Annotated in this window: 21 protein-coding genes and 1 tRNA gene; 1 reads left to right on the top strand and 21 read right to left on the bottom strand. The window is 66.2% G+C overall.

Features of this window, described 5'->3' with window-relative positions; all coding sequences use genetic code 11:
* Positions 1-7: 7 nt before the first annotated feature.
* The 12 genes from nuoF to rpsO all read right to left on the bottom strand — a co-directional run bounded on the left by nuoF (position 8) and on the right by rpsO (position 9822).
* Entirely contained in the window at positions 8-1348 is a 1341-nt protein-coding gene (nuoF, locus tag AC3WOE_RS03045) for an NADH-quinone oxidoreductase subunit NuoF (RefSeq protein WP_492688166.1), read from the bottom strand.
* Between the two features lie 8 nt (positions 1349-1356).
* Positions 1357-1869: an NADH-quinone oxidoreductase subunit NuoE family protein gene (locus tag AC3WOE_RS03040; RefSeq protein WP_492688164.1), complete on the bottom strand. Its 513-nt coding sequence runs from the start codon at positions 1867-1869 to the stop codon at positions 1357-1359.
* 10 nt (positions 1870-1879) lie between these two features.
* Positions 1880-3136, bottom strand: a complete 1257-nt coding sequence (locus AC3WOE_RS03035; RefSeq protein ID WP_492688162.1) for an NADH-quinone oxidoreductase subunit D — start codon at positions 3134-3136, stop codon at positions 1880-1882.
* Between the two features lie 3 nt (positions 3137-3139).
* Positions 3140-3736, bottom strand: coding sequence for an NADH-quinone oxidoreductase subunit C (locus tag AC3WOE_RS03030; RefSeq protein ID WP_492688161.1), 597 nt, complete (start codon positions 3734-3736; stop codon positions 3140-3142).
* Between the two features lie 20 nt (positions 3737-3756).
* Positions 3757-4233 carry a NuoB/complex I 20 kDa subunit family protein gene (locus AC3WOE_RS03025; protein ID WP_046113908.1) on the bottom strand — a complete coding sequence of 159 codons (477 nt, stop codon included), beginning with the start codon at positions 4231-4233 and terminating at the stop codon, positions 3757-3759.
* 33 nt (positions 4234-4266) lie between these two features.
* Positions 4267-4626 (bottom strand): NADH-quinone oxidoreductase subunit A, encoded by a 360-nt coding sequence (locus AC3WOE_RS03020; protein ID WP_492688472.1) that lies wholly within the window; start codon positions 4624-4626, stop codon positions 4267-4269.
* A 186-nt stretch (positions 4627-4812) separates the two neighbouring features.
* Positions 4813-4897: transfer RNA gene (locus AC3WOE_RS03015), tRNA-Leu, on the bottom strand.
* 112 nt (positions 4898-5009) lie between these two features.
* Positions 5010-5381 (bottom strand): preprotein translocase subunit SecG, encoded by a 372-nt coding sequence (gene secG, locus AC3WOE_RS03010; protein WP_492688159.1) that lies wholly within the window; start codon positions 5379-5381, stop codon positions 5010-5012.
* 57 nt (positions 5382-5438) lie between these two features.
* Positions 5439-6182, bottom strand: a complete 744-nt coding sequence (gene tpiA / locus AC3WOE_RS03005; protein ID WP_492688157.1) for a triose-phosphate isomerase — start codon at positions 6180-6182, stop codon at positions 5439-5441.
* Positions 6183-6192: 10 nt separating this feature from the next.
* Positions 6193-7179: an NAD(P)H-quinone oxidoreductase gene (locus AC3WOE_RS03000; protein WP_492688156.1), complete on the bottom strand. Its 987-nt coding sequence runs from the start codon at positions 7177-7179 to the stop codon at positions 6193-6195.
* An 11-nt stretch (positions 7180-7190) separates the two neighbouring features.
* On the bottom strand, positions 7191-9353 hold the full coding sequence (pnp, locus tag AC3WOE_RS02995) for a polyribonucleotide nucleotidyltransferase (protein ID WP_492688155.1): 2163 nt from the start codon (positions 9351-9353) through the stop codon (positions 7191-7193).
* Between the two features lie 202 nt (positions 9354-9555).
* Entirely contained in the window at positions 9556-9822 is a 267-nt protein-coding gene (gene rpsO / locus AC3WOE_RS02990; RefSeq protein WP_057299620.1) for a 30S ribosomal protein S15, read from the bottom strand.
* A gap of 386 nt (positions 9823-10208) precedes the next feature.
* Here rpsO and AC3WOE_RS02985 point away from each other — a divergent pair, with 386 nt between their 5' ends.
* Positions 10209-10598, top strand: a complete 390-nt coding sequence (locus AC3WOE_RS02985) for an Hsp20/alpha crystallin family protein (protein WP_492688154.1) — start codon at positions 10209-10211, stop codon at positions 10596-10598.
* Here the strand turns inward: AC3WOE_RS02985 and tsaD are convergent.
* The 9 genes from tsaD to uvrB all read right to left on the bottom strand — a co-directional run bounded on the left by tsaD (position 10595) and on the right by uvrB (position 19347).
* Positions 10595-11626, bottom strand: a complete 1032-nt coding sequence (tsaD, locus tag AC3WOE_RS02980) for a tRNA (adenosine(37)-N6)-threonylcarbamoyltransferase complex transferase subunit TsaD (RefSeq protein ID WP_492688153.1) — start codon at positions 11624-11626, stop codon at positions 10595-10597. The genes AC3WOE_RS02985 and tsaD overlap by 4 nt on opposite strands.
* 92 nt (positions 11627-11718) lie before the next feature.
* The gene (gene fdx, locus AC3WOE_RS02975) at positions 11719-12057 is read right to left on the bottom strand and encodes an ISC system 2Fe-2S type ferredoxin (RefSeq protein WP_056876582.1); all 339 of its coding nucleotides are present in this window, start codon (positions 12055-12057) and stop codon (positions 11719-11721) included.
* A gap of 9 nt (positions 12058-12066) precedes the next feature.
* Positions 12067-13911: a Fe-S protein assembly chaperone HscA gene (gene hscA / locus AC3WOE_RS02970; RefSeq protein ID WP_492688152.1), complete on the bottom strand. Its 1845-nt coding sequence runs from the start codon at positions 13909-13911 to the stop codon at positions 12067-12069.
* A gap of 2 nt (positions 13912-13913) precedes the next feature.
* Positions 13914-14432: a Fe-S protein assembly co-chaperone HscB gene (gene hscB, locus AC3WOE_RS02965; protein WP_492688150.1), complete on the bottom strand. Its 519-nt coding sequence runs from the start codon at positions 14430-14432 to the stop codon at positions 13914-13916.
* A gap of 63 nt (positions 14433-14495) precedes the next feature.
* Positions 14496-14819, bottom strand: a complete 324-nt coding sequence (gene iscA, locus AC3WOE_RS02960) for an iron-sulfur cluster assembly protein IscA (RefSeq protein WP_310270377.1) — start codon at positions 14817-14819, stop codon at positions 14496-14498.
* Between the two features lies 1 nt (position 14820).
* Positions 14821-15210, bottom strand: a complete 390-nt coding sequence (iscU, locus tag AC3WOE_RS02955; protein WP_492688148.1) for a Fe-S cluster assembly scaffold IscU — start codon at positions 15208-15210, stop codon at positions 14821-14823.
* A 20-nt stretch (positions 15211-15230) separates the two neighbouring features.
* Entirely contained in the window at positions 15231-16451 is a 1221-nt protein-coding gene (locus AC3WOE_RS02950; protein WP_492688146.1) for an IscS subfamily cysteine desulfurase, read from the bottom strand.
* Positions 16452-16485: 34 nt separating this feature from the next.
* Complete coding sequence (gene iscR / locus AC3WOE_RS02945) at positions 16486-17031, bottom strand: Fe-S cluster assembly transcriptional regulator IscR (RefSeq protein ID WP_394488015.1); 546 nt, start codon at positions 17029-17031, stop codon at positions 16486-16488.
* Between the two features lie 186 nt (positions 17032-17217).
* Complete coding sequence (gene uvrB / locus AC3WOE_RS02940; RefSeq protein ID WP_492688144.1) at positions 17218-19347, bottom strand: excinuclease ABC subunit UvrB; 2130 nt, start codon at positions 19345-19347, stop codon at positions 17218-17220.
* Between the last annotated feature and the right edge of the window lie 54 nt (positions 19348-19401).

The raw sequence follows: 19401 nt of genomic DNA, 5'->3' as shown, positions 1-19401 counted from the left end.
GGGCAGCTCAGGTCGGAGCCACCAGGGGCTTCTTGTGTTCAATCAGGTGCAAGAACTCGTGCTTGAAGTTCTTGATCATGGCGCGCACAGGCATCGCGGCGGCGTCGCCCAGCGCGCAGATCGTGCGGCCCTGGATGTTGTCGGCCACGGAGTTCAGCAGGTCGATGTCCTCTGCCCTGCCCTCGCCGTGGTAGATGCGTTCCAGCACGCGGTGCATCCAGCCCGTGCCTTCGCGGCAGGGCGTGCACTGGCCGCAGGACTCGTGGGCGTAGAAGTAGGACAGGCGCAGCAGGCTCTGCACGGCGCAGCGCGTGTCGTCCATGACGATGACGGCGCCCGAGCCCAGCATGGAGCCAGCCTTGGCGATGGAGTCATAGTCCATCGTGCACTGCATCATCACTTCGGCCGTCAGCACCGGGGCGGACGAGCCGCCGGGGATGACCGCCTTCAGCTTGCGGCCCTTGCGCACGCCACCGGCGAGCTCCAGCAGCACCGAGAACGGCGTGCCCAGCGGGATCTCGTAATTGCCCGGACGCTCCACGTCGCCGGACACCGAGAACAGCTTGGTGCCGCCGTTGTTGGGCTTGCCGATCTCGAGGTAGGCCTGGCCGCCGTTGCGGATGATCCAGGGCACCGCCGCGAAGGTCTCGGTGTTGTTGATGGTGGTCGGCTTGCCGTAAAGGCCGAAGCTGGCCGGGAACGGCGGCTTGAAGCGCGGCTGGCCCTTCTTGCCTTCCAGCGACTCCAGCAGGGCCGTTTCCTCGCCGCAGATGTAGGCACCGAAGCCATGGTGGCCATGCAGCTGGAAGCTGTAGTCCGAACCCATGATCTTGTCGCCGAGGTAGCCGGCGGCGCGGGCTTCTTCCAGGGCCGCTTCGAAGCGCTCGTAGACCTCGAAGATCTCGCCGTGGATGTAGTTGTAGCCGACCTTGATGCCCATCGCGTAGGCCGCGATGGCCATGCCCTCGATGACCTGATGCGGGTTGAACATCAGCAGGTCGCGGTCCTTGCAGGTGCCCGGCTCGCCTTCGTCGCTGTTGCAGACGAGGTATTTCTGGCCCGGGAACTGGCGGGGCATGAAGCTCCACTTCAGGCCGGTCGGGAAGCCGGCGCCGCCCCGGCCGCGCAGGGCCGAGGTCTTGACTTCAGCGATGACCTGGTCGGGCGTCAGGCCTTCGCCACCGTCCTTGCCCAGGATCTTGCGCAGGGCCGCGTAGCCGCCACGGGCTTCGTAGTCCTTGATCGACCAGTTCTTGCCGTCCAGGTCCGCGTAAATCTGCGGCGTGATGTGGCGGCCGTGGAAGCAGGTCTCGGCGCCGGTGCTTTGGAATTTGGAGAGGTCCAGCATCGTCTTCCTCAGGCCTTGCCAGCTTCGGCACGCAGCACGTCCACCAGCTCATCCAGGCGGTCGTTGGTCATGAAGCTGCACATCTGGCGGTCGTTGACCAGCATCACCGGCGAGTCGGCGCAGGCGCCCAGGCACTCGCTCTTCTGCACGGTGAAGAGGCCATCGGCCGTCGTGCCGCCCTGCTCGATGCCGAGCTTGCTGCACAGATGGTCCAGCGCGTTCTGGCCGTCGCGCAGCTGGCAGGGCAGGTTGGCGCAGACGTTCAGCTTGAACTTGCCAACCGGCTTCTGGTTGTACATGTTGTAGAAGGTCGTCACCTCGTAGACCGCGATGGTCGGCATGCCGAGGTGGGCGGCGATCGCGTCTTCCGCGGCGCGGGACACGAAGCCCTCTTCCTGTTGCACGATGGCCAGGCAGGCCATGACGGCAGACTGGCGCATCTCGTAGGGGTACTTGGCGACCTCGCGGTCGAAGCGAGCGCGGGTCGCGTCGCTCAGGGTGTAGTCGGTGCTGCTCGTCATCGCTTGCCTGTCAACGATCGATTTCGCCGAACACGATGTCCATCGTGCCGATGATGGCCACGGCGTCCGCGATCATGTGGCCGCGGCCCATCTCGTCCAGCGCGGCGAGGTGGGGGAAGCCCGGCGCGCGGATCTTGAGGCGGTAGGGCTTGTTGGCGCCGTCGCTGACCATGTAGATGCCGAACTCGCCCTTGGGGTGTTCGACGGCCGCATAGGCCTCGCCTTCGGGCACGTGAAAGCCTTCGGTGAAGAGCTTGAAGTGGTGGATCAGCTCTTCCATGTTGGACTTCATGTCCACGCGGGCCGGCGGCGCCACCTTGTGGTTGTCGGTGATGACCGGCAGACCGGGGTTGGCCTTCAGCCACTGCACGCACTGCTGGACGATGCGGTTGGACTGGCGCATTTCCTCGACGCGCACGACGTAGCGGTCATAGGTGTCGCCATTGGTGCCGACGGGCACGTCGAAGTCCATCTTGTCGTAGACGTCGTAGGGCTGGGTCTTGCGCAGGTCCCAGGCAATGCCCGAACCGCGCAGCATGGCGCCGGTGAAGCCCAGGTTGAGGGCACGCTCGGGCGACACGACGCCGATGCCGACGGTGCGCTGCTTCCAGATGCGGTTGTCGGTCAGCAGGGTCTCGTAGTCGTCGATGTTCTTCGGCAGGCGCTTGGCGAAGTCCTCGATGAAGTCCAGCAGCGAGCCCGAACGGTTCTCGTTGAGCTGGGCGATGGCCTTGGCATTGCGGATCTTGCTGACCTGGTACTGCGGCATGCTGTCAGGCAGGTCGCGGTAGACGCCGCCCGGACGGAAGTAGGCCGCGTGCATGCGCGCACCCGACACCGCCTCGTACATGTCGAAGATGTCCTCACGCTCGCGGAAGCAGTAGATGAGGATGTTCATCGCACCGCAGTCCAGGCCATGGCAGCCCAGCCACAGCAGGTGGTTCAGGATGCGGGTCAGCTCGCCGAACATCACGCGGATGTACTGGGCGCGGATGGGCACTTCCAGACCCAGCATCTTCTCGATGGCCAGGCAGTAGGCGTGCTCGTTGGACATCATCGACACATAGTCGAGGCGGTCCATATAGGGCAGCGACTGGATGAAGGTCTTGCTCTCGGCCAGCTTCTCGGTGGCGCGGTGCAGCAGGCCGATATGGGGGTCGGCGCGCTGGATGACTTCGCCGTCCAGCTCCAGCACCAGACGCAGCACGCCGTGGGCGGCCGGGTGCTGGGGGCCGAAGTTCAGCGTGTAGTTCTTGATTTCGGCCATGGCTTACAGACCACCGTACTTGTCTTCACGAATGATGCGCGGCGTGATTTCACGCGGCTCGATCGTGACCGGTTGGTAGATGACGCGCTTCTGCTCGGCGTCGTAGCGCATCTCGACATGACCCGACACCGGGAAGTCCTTGCGCATCGGGTGGCCGATGAAACCGTAGTCGGTCAGGATGCGGCGCAGGTCGTCGTGGCCGTCGAAGATGACGCCATACATGTCGAAGGCCTCGCGCTCGAACCAGTTGGCCGAGCTCCACACCGGGGTGACCGAGGCCACGCAGGGGAAGTCGTCATCGGTAGCGAAGACCTTCAGGCGCAGGCGCCAGTTCTTCGTGACCGACAGCAGGTGGCTGACGACGGCATAGCGCTGGCCTTCCCAGGCGCCGTCGCCATAGCTGCTGTAGTCGACGCCGCAGAGGTCGATCAGCTGCTCCAGCTTCAGCTCGGGGTGGTCGCGCAGCGTGGTGGCGATGTCGAGGTAGTCGGCCGCGCGCACGGTCAGCGTCAGTTCGCCCAGGGCGTTCTTGAGCTCGACGACGCGCTCGCCGAGGATGGCGCCAATCTGCTGGGCCAGGGTTTCGAGGTTCGGGCTCATACCGTGGTGCTCAGCGGCTGTCATCGGGCAATGGTGTTTTCGCGACGAATCTTGGCCTGCAGCTGCAGGATGCCGTACAGCAGGGCCTCGGCCGTCGGCGGGCAGCCGGGCACGTAGACGTCGACCGGCACGATGCGGTCGCAGCCGCGCACGACCGAGTAGCTGTAGTGGTAGTAGCCACCGCCGTTGGCGCAACTGCCCATGGACAGCACCCAACGCGGCTCGGCCATCTGGTCGTAGACCTTGCGCAGGGCCGGGGCCATCTTGTTGCACAGCGTGCCGGCCACGATCATCAGGTCGGACTGGCGCGGGCTCGGACGGAACAGCATGCCGAAGCGGTCGATGTCGTAGCGCGCGGCACCCGCGTGCATCATCTCGACGGCGCAACAGGCCAGGCCGAACGTCATTGGCCACAGCGAGCCGGTCTTGGACCAGTTGATGAGCTTGTCGACCGAGGTGGTGACAAAGCCCTCTTTCAGGACGCCTTCAATACCCATTTCGAATTCCCAGCAGCGTGTTTGGCGTGGCGCTTATTCCCAGTCCAGGGCGCCCTTTTTCCATTCGTAGGCAAAGCCCACGACCAGAATGCCGAGGAAGATCATCATCGCCCAGAAGCCCGCCGCGCCGATTTCCTTGAGGGCCACGGCCCAGGGAAACAGGAAGGCGATTTCCAGGTCGAAAAGAATGAACAGGATGGCGACGAGGTAGTAGCGCACATCGAATTTCATGCGCGCGTCTTCAAAGGCCTCGAAGCCGCATTCGTAGGGAGAGTTCTTGGCCTGATCCGGCCGGTTGGGACCGAGCAGCGCGCCGAGCACCTGGGGTGCGATCCCGACAACTGCGCCGACCAAGATGAAGAGGATGACGGGCAGGTATTGTTCGAGATTCATTTGCGCCTTCTCGGGTCGACTCAACGTCTTCGTCAACGCAGTCGCTGCACAAGCCGACCACAAAAGCAAACAGGCGCGCCACCAGCGAGATCGAATGATGTCGCTCGCGGATCGCGCCCGCCAAAACCTTGCCTCGATCAGCCCGAATGACTCGGGGGACCGCGGCGACAGGCCGCTTCAATGTTCTGGTGCCGTCGGCGAGACTCGAACTCGCACAGCTTTCGCCACTACCCCCTCAAGATAGCGTGTCTACCAATTTCACCACGACGGCAGGTACTACAAATATGCCCGGCAACTAGGAGGGATTTCGTTGCCAGACAGCCTCGCATTCTATACCGGAAGTTAGGGGTCTCCCGATGAAGAGGCGAGGTTTTTACTCGGGCTTAGTTCGAAGCCGCGGAGGCTGCAACCGGCGCCACGACGGCACCCGGGATGGCGGCAGCGCCCGAAGCAGCCGGGGCCGGCGCCACGACGGCGGCGCGGTCCAGCACGCTGTCGGTTGTCGACGCGGCGGGGCGGCTGTTGGACAGGAAGGCCAGGCCCAGCGTGCAGCCGAAGAACAGCGTCGCGGCGACGGCCGTGCTGCGCGACAGGAAGTTGGCGCTGCCGGTGGCGCCGAACAGGCTGCCCGAGGCACCGCTGCCGAAGGAGGCGCCCATATCGGCACCCTTGCCGTGCTGCACCAGCACCAGACCAATGATCGCCAGGGCGGACAGCAGCTGAACGATCAACACCAGATTTGCAAAGACCTGCATTCCAAACACTCCATCAAAACTCTTGTGACGCCCGCTTCATCGGGGCGCCGGGAAAACTCAGTGGGCTGCCGCGCGGCAGATGGCGGCGAAGTCCGCCACCTTCAACGACGCGCCGCCGATCAGGCCGCCATCGATATCGGGCTGCGAGAACAGCTCGGCCGCGTTGTCGGCCTTGACGCTGCCACCATAGAGGATGCGCATGGCATCCGACTTGTCCGTTGCCGCATGCAGCTGCGCACGCAGCACGGCATGCACGGCCTGCGCCTCGGCCGGCGTGGCGGTCAGGCCGGTACCTATGGCCCAGACGGGCTCATAGGCCACGACCATCTCGCCCGTGCAGTGACCCAGCGTGTGGATGACGGCGGCGAGCTGGCGCTTGACGACGGCCTCGGTCTGGCCCGCCTCGCGCTCGGCACGCGTCTCGCCGACGCAGACGATGGGCGTCACGCCATGGGCCAGTGCGGCCTTGGCCTTGTCGGCGACGAGCTGGTCGCTCTCCGCGTGATAGGCGCGGCGCTCCGAATGACCCACGATGGCGTAGCGGCAGCCGACGTCGGCCAGCATCGCGCTGGACACCTCGCCGGTGTAGGCGCCCTGCTCGTGCGAGGAGCAGTCCTGCGAACCGTAGGCGATCGCATTGCCGGTCAGCGCCAGGGCGGTCTCGGCGATGTAGAGGAAAGGCACGCAGACGGCGACGTCGGCGTTCCAGGGACCGGCTTCCTTGAGGCCGGCGAGCAATTGGGCATTGGCCGCGCGGCTGCCATGCATCTTCCAGTTGCCCACGACGAGTTTTCTTCTCATCTCCACTCCTTCACCAGGTCAGCACGATCTTGCCGATGTGCTGGTTGGATTCCATCAGCGCGTGCGCCTCGGCCGCTTGGGCCGCGGGCAGCTCGCGGTAAATGACGGGCTTGATGCGCCCGGCCTCGATCAGTGGCCAGACCTTGTCACGCAGCGATTTGGCCAATTGAGCCTTGAAGGCCGCCGAGCGCGGACGCAGCGTCGAGCCGGTGATGGTCAGACGCTTGCGCAGCACGAGGCCGGCATCGATCTCGGACTTCACACCGCCCTGAACCGCGATCAGCGCCAGGCGACCATCCTCGGCCAGCGCCTGCACGCCACGACCGATGTAGTCGCCAGCCACCATGTCGAGGATCACGTCGACACCGCGTCCGCCGGTGGCGGCCTTGGTTTCAGCGACGAAATCCTGTTCACGATAGTTGATCGCCATGTCGGCGCCCAGGGCCTCGCAGGCCTCGGCCTTGTCGGCGCTGCCCACCGTCACCAGCACGCGGGCACCCAGCGCCTTGGCCATCTGGATGGCCGTCACGCCGATGCCGCTGGAGCCACCGTGGATCAGCAGCGTCTCGCCGCCCTTCAGGCCGGCGCGGTCGAACACATTGGCCCAGACGGTGAAGCAGGTTTCCGGCAGCGTGGCCGCCTGCGTCGACGTCCAGCCCTTGGGCACCGGCAGGCATTGGCCGACCGGCACCGTGCACAGCTCGGCATAGCCGCCGCCGTTGACCAGTGCACAGACCTTGTCGCCGAGCTTGAAGCCATTCGCGGCCAGGGCCTGAGCATCACCGGCGACGATCTCGCCGGCGACCTCCAGCCCAGGCAGCTCGCTCGCGCCCGGTGGCGGCGGGTAGGCGCCCTTGCGCTGCAGCACGTCCGGGCGGTTGATGCCCGAAGCTGCAACGCGGATCAGGCACTCACCCGGGCCCGCGACCGGATCCGGCCTGTCGGCCAGCTCCAGCACCTCGGGCCCGCCGGGGCGGGTGATCGCGATGGCCTTCATCGCTCGAGCGATTACTCCGCGGCGTGCGGCGTGCTGTCGTCAGCAGCCGGAGCCGGGGCGGCTTCGCGGGGCTCGCGCTCCGGACGGTCCAGCAGCGCCTTCATGGACAGCTTGATGCGGCCCTTCTCGTCGGTCTCGAGGACCTTGACCTTGACGATCTGGCCTTCCTGCAGGAAGTCGGTCACCTTCTCGACGCGCTGGTGGGCGATCTGGCTGATGTGCAACAGGCCGTCCTTGCCGGGCAGCAGGTTGACGAGGGCACCGAAGTCCAGGATCTTGGTGATCGGGCCTTCGTAGACCTTGCCGACTTCGACTTCGGCCGTGATCTCGGCGATACGCTTCTTGGCCATCTCGGCCTTCTCGGCGTCCGTCGAGGCGATGGTGATGGTGCCGTCTTCGCCGATGTCGATGGTCGTGCCGGTCTCTTCGGTCAGCGCGCGGATGGTGGAGCCGCCCTTGCCGATGACGTCACGGATCTTCTCCGGGTTGATCTTCATCGTGTACAGGCGCGGCGCGAACTGCGACACCTCGGTGTTGGCGCTGCCCATGGCTTCGGTCATCTTGCCCAGGATGTGCAGGCGGGCTTCCTTGGCCTGAGCCAGGGCGACCTGCATGATTTCCTTGGTGATGCCCTGGATCTTGATGTCCATCTGCAGGGCCGTGATGCCGGTCGTCGTGCCGGCCACCTTGAAGTCCATGTCGCCCAGGTGATCTTCGTCACCCAGGATGTCGGTCAGCACGGCGAAGCGGTTGGCGTCCTTGATCAGGCCCATGGCGATGCCGGCCACGTGGGCCTTCATCGGCACGCCGGCGTCCATCAGTGCCAGGCAGCCGCCGCAGACGGAAGCCATCGACGAGGAACCGTTGGACTCGGTGATTTCCGAGACGACGCGCAGCGAGTAGGGGAAGTCTTCCTTGCTGGGCAGCGCGGCGATCAGCGCGCGCTTGGCCAGGCGACCGTGGCCGATTTCGCGGCGCTTGGGGCTGCCCACACGACCCGTCTCGCCAGTGGCGAAGGGGGGCATGTTGTAGTGCATCATGAAGCGGTCTTCGAACTCGCCGTCCAGCGCGTCGATGCGCTGGGCGTCGCGGTCCGTGCCCAGGGTCGCGATGACCAGGGCCTGGGTTTCACCCCGGGTGAACAGGGCCGAGCCGTGGGTGCGCGGCAGGATGCCGTTGCGGATTTCGATGGGGCGCACGGTGCGGGTGTCGCGGCCATCGATGCGCGGCTCGCCGGCCAGGATCTGGCTGCGCACGATGCGGGCTTCGATCTCGAACAGCAGGCCTTCGACTTCGACCTTGTCGAAGGACACGCCTTCGGCGCTCAGCGCGGCGAAGACATTGGCGGTGGCGACGCGGCAAGCCTGCGTACGGGCCTGCTTGGAGCGGATCTGGTAGGCCTCGCGCAGCGGGCCTTCGGCCAGGCCGTTGACCTTGGCGATGAAGGCCTCGTCCTTGGCGGGCGCGGTCCAGGTCCAGGCCGGCTTGCCGGCGTCACGCACCAGGTCGTTGATGGCGGCGATGGCCACATTGCCCTGCTCGTGGCCGTAGACGACGGCGGCCAGCATGACTTCTTCCGACAGGCCCGAAGCCTCGGACTCGACCATCAGCACGGCGCTTTGCGTGCCGGCGACGACCAGGTCCATCTGGCTGTTGACCAGTTCGGACTTGCTGGGGTTCAGCAGGTACTCGCCATTGACATAGCCCACGCGGGCGGCGCCGATGGGGCCGTTGAACGGAATGCCCGAGATGGCCAGGGCGGCGGACGTGCCGATCATGGCGGCGATGTCGGCCTGCACTTCGGGGTTCAGGCTCACCACGTGGATGACGACCTGGACTTCGTTGAAGAAGCCTTCGGGGAACAGCGGGCGGATCGGGCGGTCGATCAGGCGGCTGGTCAGGGTCTCGTGCTCGCTCGGGCGGCCTTCACGCTTGAAGAAGCTGCCGGGGATCTTGCCGGCGGCATAGGTCTTCTCGAGGTAGTCGACGGTCAGCGGGAAGAAGTCCTGGCCGGCCTTGGCCTCGGTCTTGGCGACCACGGTGGCCAGCACGACGGTGCCTTCGATGTTGACGAGGACGGCGCCGGTGGACTGGCGGGCGACTTCACCCGTTTCCATCACGACGTTGTGGCGGCCCCATTGGAAGGACTTCGTGACCTTGTTGAAAATGGACATGCTCATCTCCTGGTTGTGGTGAACGCCATCGGGCGTCCGGGGGACCGGGAACGAGGCTGGGTTTGGTCCAGATGCCATTCCAGGGCGGTTCAGCAAACCGTCTTGGAATGATCCGACACCACGTCAGCTCGGTTCCGGCAGATGGACAAAGAGCCTGTACTGGGCTTGAGGACCAGACAGGCTCCGTGTCGGATGGGGCGAATTACTTGCGCAGGCCCAGCTTGGCGATCAGCGCGACGTAACGGCTGGAGTCAACGCGCTTCAGGTAGGCCAGCAGGCTCTTGCGGGTGTTGACCATCTTCAGCAGACCGCGGCGACCGTGGTGGTCCTTGGCGTGGGTCTTGAAGTGGGGGGTCAGGTCGTTGATGCGGGCGGTCAGCAGGGCGACCTGGACTTCGGGGCTACCGGTGTCGTTGGCGCTGCGGGCATTGGCCTTGACGATCTCGGCCTTCTTTTCGGCGATGGACATTTGTTTTCCAAAAGGTTTCGGAAGTCCGGCCGGGCGAGCACAACTGCTGTTGCTGCCGCAGACGGTTTCCGGGGGTTGACTTGCGGACACGGGGGAAACCGCCCCGAGCCGTGCTGTTGCTCTGTGTACAGGATGTCCAGTACGCAGAACTCGCGGATTCTAGCCCAAAGCCAGAGACAGCCCAAACCGCGGCAGGCCAAGCGGGCGGACATAAGGCCAGCCAGCGGCGCTTTCAAGGGGCAAAACCGCCCTGCCCCGCAAATGCGTGACTTCTCAACCTCGGCATGAAAAAGCCCCTTGAAGCGCTTTTTGGCCGCCCTATCTCGGGTTCATCGGGTGCTGCTCCCGACTGGTTCAGCAGCGCAAACCAACGGAGTTGATTCCCCATGTTCTACCTGACCCCCCCCCGCCAAGTCGCCCGTGCCCTGCGCCAATTCGACGCCGACGTCGCCCGCACCCCGGCCCTGGACATCAGCGAAGACGACAAGGCCTATGCCGTCACCGTCGACATGCCCGGCGTCGCCAAGGAAGCCGTCAAGGTCCGCGTCGAAGGCCGTCGCGTGCACATCGAGACCGCCAGCGCCGAAGCCGCCGAGCCGACCGATGGTTCCCGCCTGCTCTACCGCGAGCGCCGTGCCGCCAGCTATGCCCGCAGCTTCTCGCTGCCGGTCGAGATCGACCAGACCCAGTCGCAGGCCCGCTTCGAGAACGGCGTGCTGACGCTGAACCTGGTCAAGCGCGTCGCCGAGAACGGCGGCCAGCTGACTGTCAACTAAGCCGCAGAGAGATCCCAGCGCGGACGGACCTCGAAACCGCCGTCCTGCCTGGGTTGGGCCATGCCGCGCTGCACCCGCAGCGCGGCGGCCATCGCGATCATGGCGCCGTTGTCGGTGCACAGCGACAGCTCGGGGTAGTGCACTCGCACGCTCCGCTTGCCGCAGGCGGCGTTGAGCTGCTCGCGCAATTTGGCGTTGGCGCCCACGCCACCGGCGACGACGAGGCGTTTCAGCCCCGTTTCCTTCAGCGCCATCAGCGACTTCTTCACCAGCACCTCGACGATGGCCGCCTGCGTCGACGCGGCCAGGTCGGCCCTGGTCTGCTCGCAGGGGGAGTCGCCGATCTTCTTCACCTGGGTCAGCACCGCCGTCTTCAGGCCGGCAAAGCTGAAGTCCGGCTTGCCGCTGTGCAGCAGCGGGCGCGGCAACTCGAAGGCTTCGGGGTTGCCGAACTCGGCCATGCGCGCCAGATGCGGGCCGCCGGGGTAAGGCAGGCCCAGCAGCTTGGCACTCTTGTCGAAGGCCTCGCCGGCCGCGTCGTCGATGGTCTCGCCGAGGATCTCGTAGGAACCCACGTCGTCCACGCGCATCAACTGCGTGTGGCCGCCGCTGACCAGCAGCGCGACGAAGGGGAACTCGGGCGGGTCGGCCGACAGGAAGGGCGACAGCAAATGCCCTTCGAGGTGGTGGACCGGCAGCGCCGGCACATCCAGCGCGGCGGCCAGCGACACGGCCACACCCGCGCCCACGAGCAGCGCGCCCGCGAGGCCCGGGCCCTGGGTGTAGGCCACCAGATCGACGTCATGCAGGGCCAGACCGGCCTGCGACAACACCTCGCGCGTCAGCGGCAGCACCCGCCGCACATGGTCACGCGAGGCCAGCTCCGGCACCACGCCACCATAGGCCTGGTGCATGCTGATCTGGCTGTGCAGGGCCTGAGCCACGAGGCGCGGCGGCTTGTCGCCGTCCACCTCGACAAGCGCCACCCCGGTCTCGTCGCAGGACGACTCGAAGCCAAGAATGCGCAAAGGAATAGAGCCCCCACGCGGCGACAAAGGCTCGCCGCTGCCCCCCGCGGGGGCTGAGTCAACTCGGGAACGGCCCGTCGTTGACTCGGCAGTCACTTGCCTTCCTTGGCGTGGTTGATGGAATACTTGGGAATCTCGACCGTGACGTCCTGCTGGCGCAGCAGGGCCTGACAGGACAGGCGCGAGTCGGGCTCGAGGCCCCAGGCGCGGTCCAGCATGTCTTCCTCGTCCTCTTCCATCTCGGACAACGACCGGCCGCCCTCGCGCACGATGACGTGGCAGGTCGTGCAGGCGCAGACCTGGTCGCAGGCGTGCTCGATATGGATGTCGTTGTCCAGCAGGGCTTCGCAGATCGACGTGCCGGGGGCGGCCGTGATGCTGGCGCCGTCGGGGCAGTACTCGGCGTGCGGAAGGATCTTGATGACGGGCATGGTGTTCTCTTAAAGGGCCGAGACCTTGCGGCCGGTCAGCGCACGGGCGATGGAGCGGTTCATGCGCTCGGCGGCAAAGCCTTCGGTCGCTTCGGCCAGGGCCTTGACGGCGCCATCGATGGCATCGGCATCGCCCTCCAGGGCCGCCAAAGCCGACAGGCGCGCCTCCAGGGCCTCTCGCTCGCCTTCGGGCAGCAGGTCACCGTCGACCGCCAACGCGCTGCGCGTCGCCAGGATCATGCGCTCGGCTTCGACCTTGGCCTCACGCAGCTTGCGAGCGGCCATGTCGCCCTCGGCGCTGGCAAAACCGTCCTTCAGCATGTTGGCGATCTCGTCGTCGCCCAGGCCGTAGCTCGGCTTGACGGTGATGGCAGCCTGCACGCCCGAGGTCAGTTCCTCGGCGGAGACGCTGAGCAGGCCGTCGGCATCGACCTGGAAGCTGACACGGATGCGCGCCGCGCCGGCCACCATGGGCGGGATGCCACGCAACTCGAAGCGCGCGAGCGACCGGCATTCGGAGACCAGTTCGCGCTCGCCCTGCACGATGTGCAGGGCAAGAGCCGTCTGGCCGTCCTTGAAGGTCGTGAAGTCCTGGGCCTTGGCGACGGGAATCGTCGAGTTGCGCTCGATGACGCGCTCGACCAGACCACCCATGGTCTCGAGGCCCAGGGACAGCGGGATCACGTCCAGCAGCAGGATCTCGCCGTCGGCGGCATTGCCGGCCAGCTGGTTGGCCTGGATGGCGGCGCCCAGGGCGACGACCTCGTCGGGGTTCAGATTGGTCAGCACCTCGCGGCCGAACAGCTCGCTCACCGCACGGCGCACGACGGGCATGCGCGTGGAGCCGCCGACCATGACAGCGCCTTGCACGTCCGCGGCCTTGACCTTGGCGTCGCGCAGCACGCGCTTGACCGACGACAGCGTCTTGGCGATCAGCGGCTGGGCCAGCTCTTCGAATTGGGCACGGGTGACGGTGACGCGCAACTCGCCGGCATCCAGCGCGGCGACGAGTTCGGTCGAATCCGCATCCGACAGCGCTTCCTTGGCCGCACGGGCGGCAACCAGGACAGCGCGCTTGTCGTGGGCCGATTCGACGGCACGGCCGCCCAACGCCCAGCCAGCCAGCGCGCGGTCGAAGTCGTCGCCACCCAGGGCCGCGTCGCCACCCGTCGCAACCACCTCGAAGACGCCGCGCGTCAGCCGCAGCAGCGAGATGTCGAAGGTGCCACCGCCCAGGTCGTAGACGGCATAGAGGCCTTCGCTGGCGTTGTCCAGGCCATAGGCGATGGCCGCGGCCGTGGGCTCGTTGATGAGGCGCAGCACCTTGAGGCCGGCCAGCTCGGCGGCGTCCTTGGTGGCCTGGCGCTGGGCGTCGTCGAAATAGGCCGGCACGGTGATGACGGCACCGAACAGATCGTCCAGGAAGCTGTCCTCGGCGCGGAAGCGCAGCGTGGCCAGGATCTCGGCCGACACCTCGACCGGGCTCTTCACGCCGTCGCGCGTGGCGATGGCCAGCATGCCGGGCCGGTCTTCGAACTGGTAGGGCAGATGCTCGCGGCTGGCCACGTCGGCCAGGCTGCGGCCCATGAAGCGCTTGACCGAGACGATGGTGTTCTCGGGGTCTTCGGCCTGGGCCGCCAGCGCGTCGGCGCCGATCTGGCGGCGGCCTTCGGGCAGGTAGCGCACGGCGGACGGCAGGATCACCCTGCCCTGCTCGTCGGGCAGACATTCGGCCACGCCGTGGCGCACGGCGGCGACGAGGGAATGCGTCGTGCCCAGGTCGATGCCGACGGCGATGCGGCGCTGGTGCGGGTCCGGCGAGGCGCCGGGTTCGGAGATCTGGAGGAGAGCCATGGTCAGGCGTCGAGCGCGGCGAGGCGCTGGTCGATATCGGCGCGGAAACGCTGGATGAACATCAGCGCGCGGACCTGGGATGCGGCGGCCGGGGCGTCGCCGGCCTCGTCGAGCAGGCGGCGTGCCTGCTCCAGCGCGGCGGACTCGGCGCGCAGCGCGTCTTCGTCCAGCGCCTCGAGGGCGGCTTCATCGCCGGCCTCGTCCAGGGCCTCGCGCCATTCCATCTGCTGCATCAGGAAGGCCGGCGGCATGGCCGTGTTGTTCTCGGCCTGCACGGGGGCGCCACGCAGCTCGCAGAGATAGGCGGCACGGGCCAGCGGGTCTTTCAGGCGCTGGTAGGCCTCGTTGACGCGCATGGCCCATTGCATGGCCACGCGCTGGGCGGCGGCGCCTTCCGCGGCGAAGCGGTCGGGGTGGACCTCGGCCTGCAGCGCCTTCCAACGCGCGTCGATGTCGGCGCGCGCCTGGGCCTGCGTTTCAGGCAGGCCGAAGAGCTGGAAGTCGTTGTCGGTCAGGCGCATGGTGCGGCGGTGAAAAAGCAAAAAGCGCGGCCGGTGCCGCGCTCAGCAAGAACTCAGGGTCGGTCAGACACGGAAAGACTCGCCGCAGCCGCAGCGGTCCTTCTCGCGCGGGTTGCGGAACTTGAAGCCTTCGTTCAGGCCTTCGCGGACGAAGTCCAGCTCGGTGCCGTCGAGATAGGGCAGGCTCTTGGGGTCGATGAGGATCTTGACCTCATGGCCTTCGAAGATGACGTCCTCGGGCGCCACCTCATCGGCGTACTCCAGCTTGTAGGCCAGGCCCGAGCAGCCGGTGGTCTTGACGCCCAGGCGCACGCCCACGCCCTTGCCGCGCTTGGCGATGTAGCGCTTGACGTGGCGGGCCGCGGCTTCGGTCAGCGTGACGGACATGTCAGTTGGCGGCGTGCTTGGCGCGGTAGTCGTCCACGGCGGCCTTGATGGCGTCCTCGGCCAGGATGGAGCAGTGGATCTTGACCGGCGGCAGGGCCAGCTCTTCGGCGATCTGCGTGTTCTTGATGGTCAGGGCCTCGTCCAGGCTCTTGCCCTTGACCCATTCGGTCACCAGGGAGCTGGAGGCGATGGCCGAGCCGCAGCCGTAGGTCTTGAACTTGGCGTCCTCGATGAGGCCCGTCGCCGGGTTGACCTTGATCTGCAGCTTCATCACGTCGCCGCAGGCCGGGGCGCCGACCATGCCGGTGCCGACGTCCTCGTCACCGTTTTCGAACTTGCCGACGTTGCGGGGGTTCTCGTAGTGGTCAACGACCTTTTCGCTGTATGCCATGGTGTTCTCCTAATTCGCGATCAGTGCGCCGCCCACTGGATGGTCGACAGGTCGACGCCATCTTTGTACATATCCCACAGGGGGGACAGTTCACGCAGCTTGGCGACGCGGTCGGTCAGCACGCTGATCGCATAGTCGATCTCTTCCTCGGTCGTGAAACGGCCGATGGTCATGCGCAGCGAGCTGTGGGCCAGTTCGTCGCTGCGGCCGAGAGCGCGCAGCACATAGCTGGGCTCCAGGCTGGCCGAGGTGCAGGCCGAGCCGGACGACACCGCCAAGCCCTTGACGCCCATGATCAGGGACTCGCCCTCGACGTAGTTGAACGAGATGTTCAGGTTGTGCGGCACACGGCGCTCGAGGTCGCCGTTGATGAAGGTCTGCTCGATGCCGGACAGGCCCTGGATCAGCTTGTTGTGCAGGGCACGGATGCGCTCGTTCTCGGCACCCATCTCCTCGCGGGCGATGCGGAAGGCCTCGCCCATGCCGACGATCTGGTGCACCGGCAGCGTGCCCGAGCGCATGCCGCGCTCGTGGCCACCGCCGTGCATCTGGGCCTCCAGGCGCACGCGCGGCTTGCGGCGCACGTAGAGGGCGCCAATGCCCTTGGGGCCGTAGCTCTTGTGCGAGGCCAGGCTCATCAGGTCGATGGGCAGCTGGGCCATGTCGATCTCGACCTTGCCGGTGGCCTGGGCCGCGTCGACGTGGAAGATGACACCGCGCTCGCGGCACAGATTGCCCAGCGCGACGACGTCCTGGATGACGCCGATCTCGTTGTTGACGTACATGACCGAGGCCAGGATGGTGTCCGGGCGCAGGGCGGCCTTGAAGGCTTCCAGGTCGACGAGGCCGTTCTCCAGCACGTCGAGGTAGGTCACGTCGAAGCCCTGGCGCTCCAGCTCGCGCATGGTGTCGAGCACGGCCTTGTGCTCGGTCTTCACCGTGATCAGGTGCTTGCCGCGGGTCTTGTAGAACTGGGCGGCGCCCTTCAGCGCCAGGTTGTTGGACTCGGTGGCGCCGGACGTCCAGACAATCTCGCGCGGGTCGGCGCCGATCAGCTCGGCGACCTGCACACGCGCCTTCTCGACCGCCTCTTCCGCCTCCCAGCCCCAGGCGTGGCTGCGCGATGCCGGGTTGCCGAAATGCTCGCGCAACCAGGGAATCATCGCGTCCACCACACGGGGATCGCACGGCGTCGTCGCGCCGTAGTCGAGGTAGATCGGGAAGTGCGGGGTCATGTCCATGGAACGACTTCTTCTTTGAGCTCTTCTGAAAGACTTACTTGCTGAACGCGCCGCTGAGATTGCCACCCAGGGCAAAGACCGAGTTCGGCGCCGTCACGCGGATGGGCTTGAGCACCGGCTGCGACGAGATGGCGCGCTTGACCGGGGCCGCCTCGACCTCGAAGCCCTTGGCGAGCTGCTCGTCGGCGAGCTTGCGCAGGGAGACGGAATCGAGGTACTCGATCATCTTGGCGTTCAGATTGGTCCAGAGTTCATGGGTGATGCAGCGGCCGCTGTCCTCGCCCATGCAGTTTTCCTTGCCGCCGCAGCCGGTGGCGTCCAGCGCCTCGTCCACGGCGACGATGATGTCGGCGACGGTGATGTCCTCGGCCTTGCGACCCAGCGAATAACCGCCACCCGGGCCACGGGTGCTTTCCACCAGTTCATGGCGGCGCAGCTTGCCGAAGAGCTGCTCCAGGTAGGAGAGCGAAATCTGCTGCCGTTGGCTGATCGCCGCCAGGGCGACCGGACCCGTATTCTCGCGCAGCGCCAGGTCCAACATTGCGGTGACTGCAAACCGGCCTTTGGTGGTGAGACGCATAAAAAACTCCTTTGCGAGGCGCCTGAACAGGTTTTGTCCAGGACAAATGATTTCGGGTTAACCCGGGACGCCCAGGACAATAGCCGAGCGAATCATTTCCGATGATTTTACTCGACTAATCGGCCACGTCCCAGGGTTACTGGGTAGCCCTAGGTTTCAGCGGGTTTTTTGTTGCAACGCAGCAGGTCAGCGGGGCGAGCCGGCCTTGCGGGCGCTGTCCAGGGGGACGATGTTGTCGTGGACGCGCGCGCCGAAGGCCTGCTCGCGCAGTTGGGCCAGTTGGTCGCGCAGGCGCGCCGCCTGTTCGAATTCCAGGTTGCGCGCATGCTCCAGCATCTGCTTTTCGAGCTGGGCGATACGTTTGGCCAGATCCTTCTCCGACAAGTCCTCGACCTTGGCGGCGGCCAGCAATTTCGCGTCGTCGCGGCCCGCTTCTTCGGAGTAGACGCCGTCGATGAGGTCCTTGATGCGCTTTTGCACGCTGCGCGGCGTGATGCCATGCTCCGCGTTGAAGGCCATCTGCTTGGCGCGGCGACGTTCGGTCTCGCCGATGGCCTTGCGCATGGACTCGGTGATCCTGTCCGCGTACAGGATGGCCTTGCCGTTCAGGTTGCGGGCCGCCCGGCCGATGGTCTGGATCAGGCTGCGCTCGGCGCGCAGGAAACCTTCCTTGTCGGCGTCCAGGATGGCCACGAGCGACACCTCGGGGATGTCCAGGCCTTCGCGCAGCAGGTTGATGCCCACCAGCACGTCGAAGGCGCCCAGACGCAGGTCGCGCAGGATCTCCACGCGTTCCACGGTGTCCACGTCCGAGTGCAGATAGCGCACCTTGACGCCGTTGTCGCTGAGGTAGTCGGTCAGCTGCTCGGCCATGCGCTTGGTCAGCGTTGTGATCAGCACGCGCTCGCCCGCCTCGACGCGCAGGCGGATCTCCTGCAGCACGTCGTCCACCTGGTGGGTGGCCGGCCGCACCTCGACGATGGGGTCGACCAGACCCGTGGGCCTCACCACCTGCTCCACAACCTGGCCGGCGTTGTCCTGCTCGTACTGCGCCGGCGTGGCCGACACGAAGACGGCCTGGCGCATCTTGCGTTCGAACTCGGCGAACTTGAGCGGCCGGTTGTCCAGGGCCGACGGCAGGCGAAAGCCATACTCGACCAGCGTCGTCTTGCGGGCCCGGTCGCCGTTGTACATGCCGCCGAACTGGCCGATCAGCACGTGGCTCTCGTCCAGGAACATGATGGCGTCCTTGGGCAGGTAGTCCACCAGCGTCGGCGGCGGATCGCCCGGCTCGGCGCCGGACAGGTGGCGCGTGTAGTTCTCGATGCCCTTGCAGTGGCCGACCTCCTGCAGCATCTCCAGGTCGAAGCGGGTGCGCTGCTCGACGCGCTGGGCCTCGACCAGCTTGCCCTCCTTGACGAAGAAGTCGACGCGCTCGCGCAACTCCTGCTTGATGGCATCGGCAGCCGCCAGCACGCGCTCCCGCGGCGTCACGTAATGGCTGCTGGGATAGACGGTGAAACGCGGGATCTTCTGGCGCACCTGGCCGGTCAGCGGGTCGAACAGCGACAGCGCCTCCACCTCGTCGTCGAAGAGCTCGATGCGGATGGCCAGTTCCGAGTGCTCGGCCGGGAAGACGTCGATGGTGTCGCCGCGCACGCGGAAGTGGCCGCGGGTGAATTCCATCTCGTTGCGCGTGTACTGCATGCGGATGAGATGGGCGATGACATCGCGCTGGCCCATCTTGTCGCCCACCCGCAGCGTCATCACCATCTGGTGGTAGTCGCTGGGGTTGCCGATGCCGTAGATGGCCGACACCGAGGCCACGATGACCACGTCGCGCCGCTCCAGCAGGCTCTTGGTGCAGGACAGGCGCAGTTGCTCGATGTGCTCGTTGATGGCGCTGTCCTTCTCGATGAAGAGGTCGCGCTGCGGCACATAGGCTTCGGGCTGGTAGTAGTCGTAGTAGCTGACGAAGTACTCGACCGCGTTGTTGGGAAAGAAGTCCCGGAACTCGCTGTAGAGCTGGGCCGCCAGCGTCTTGTTGGGCGCAAAGATGATGGCCGGGCGGCCCAGGCGGGCGATGACATTGGCCATCGTGAAGGTCTTGCCCGAGCCCGTGACGCCCAGCAGGGTCTGGTAGCTGAGGCCGTCGTTGATGCCCTCCACCAGTTGGGCGATGGCCGTCGGCTGATCCCCCGCCGGAGGGAAAGGCTGGAACAGCTGGAACGGTGAGCCTTCGAAGCTGACGAACTCGCCCTTGCGTTCCTCCGAGTCACTTTCGGGGCCGGGCATGGCGTTCAAGGCTTCTTGCATGGGGAATTCCCTGGGTTCGGCGGCAAAATTGCTGCGCTGCGAAACCAGGCAGGT

Source organism: Roseateles sp. FW305-36 (genome assembly GCF_058787015.1).
This window is presented reverse-complemented; position numbering and strand designations above follow the sequence as displayed.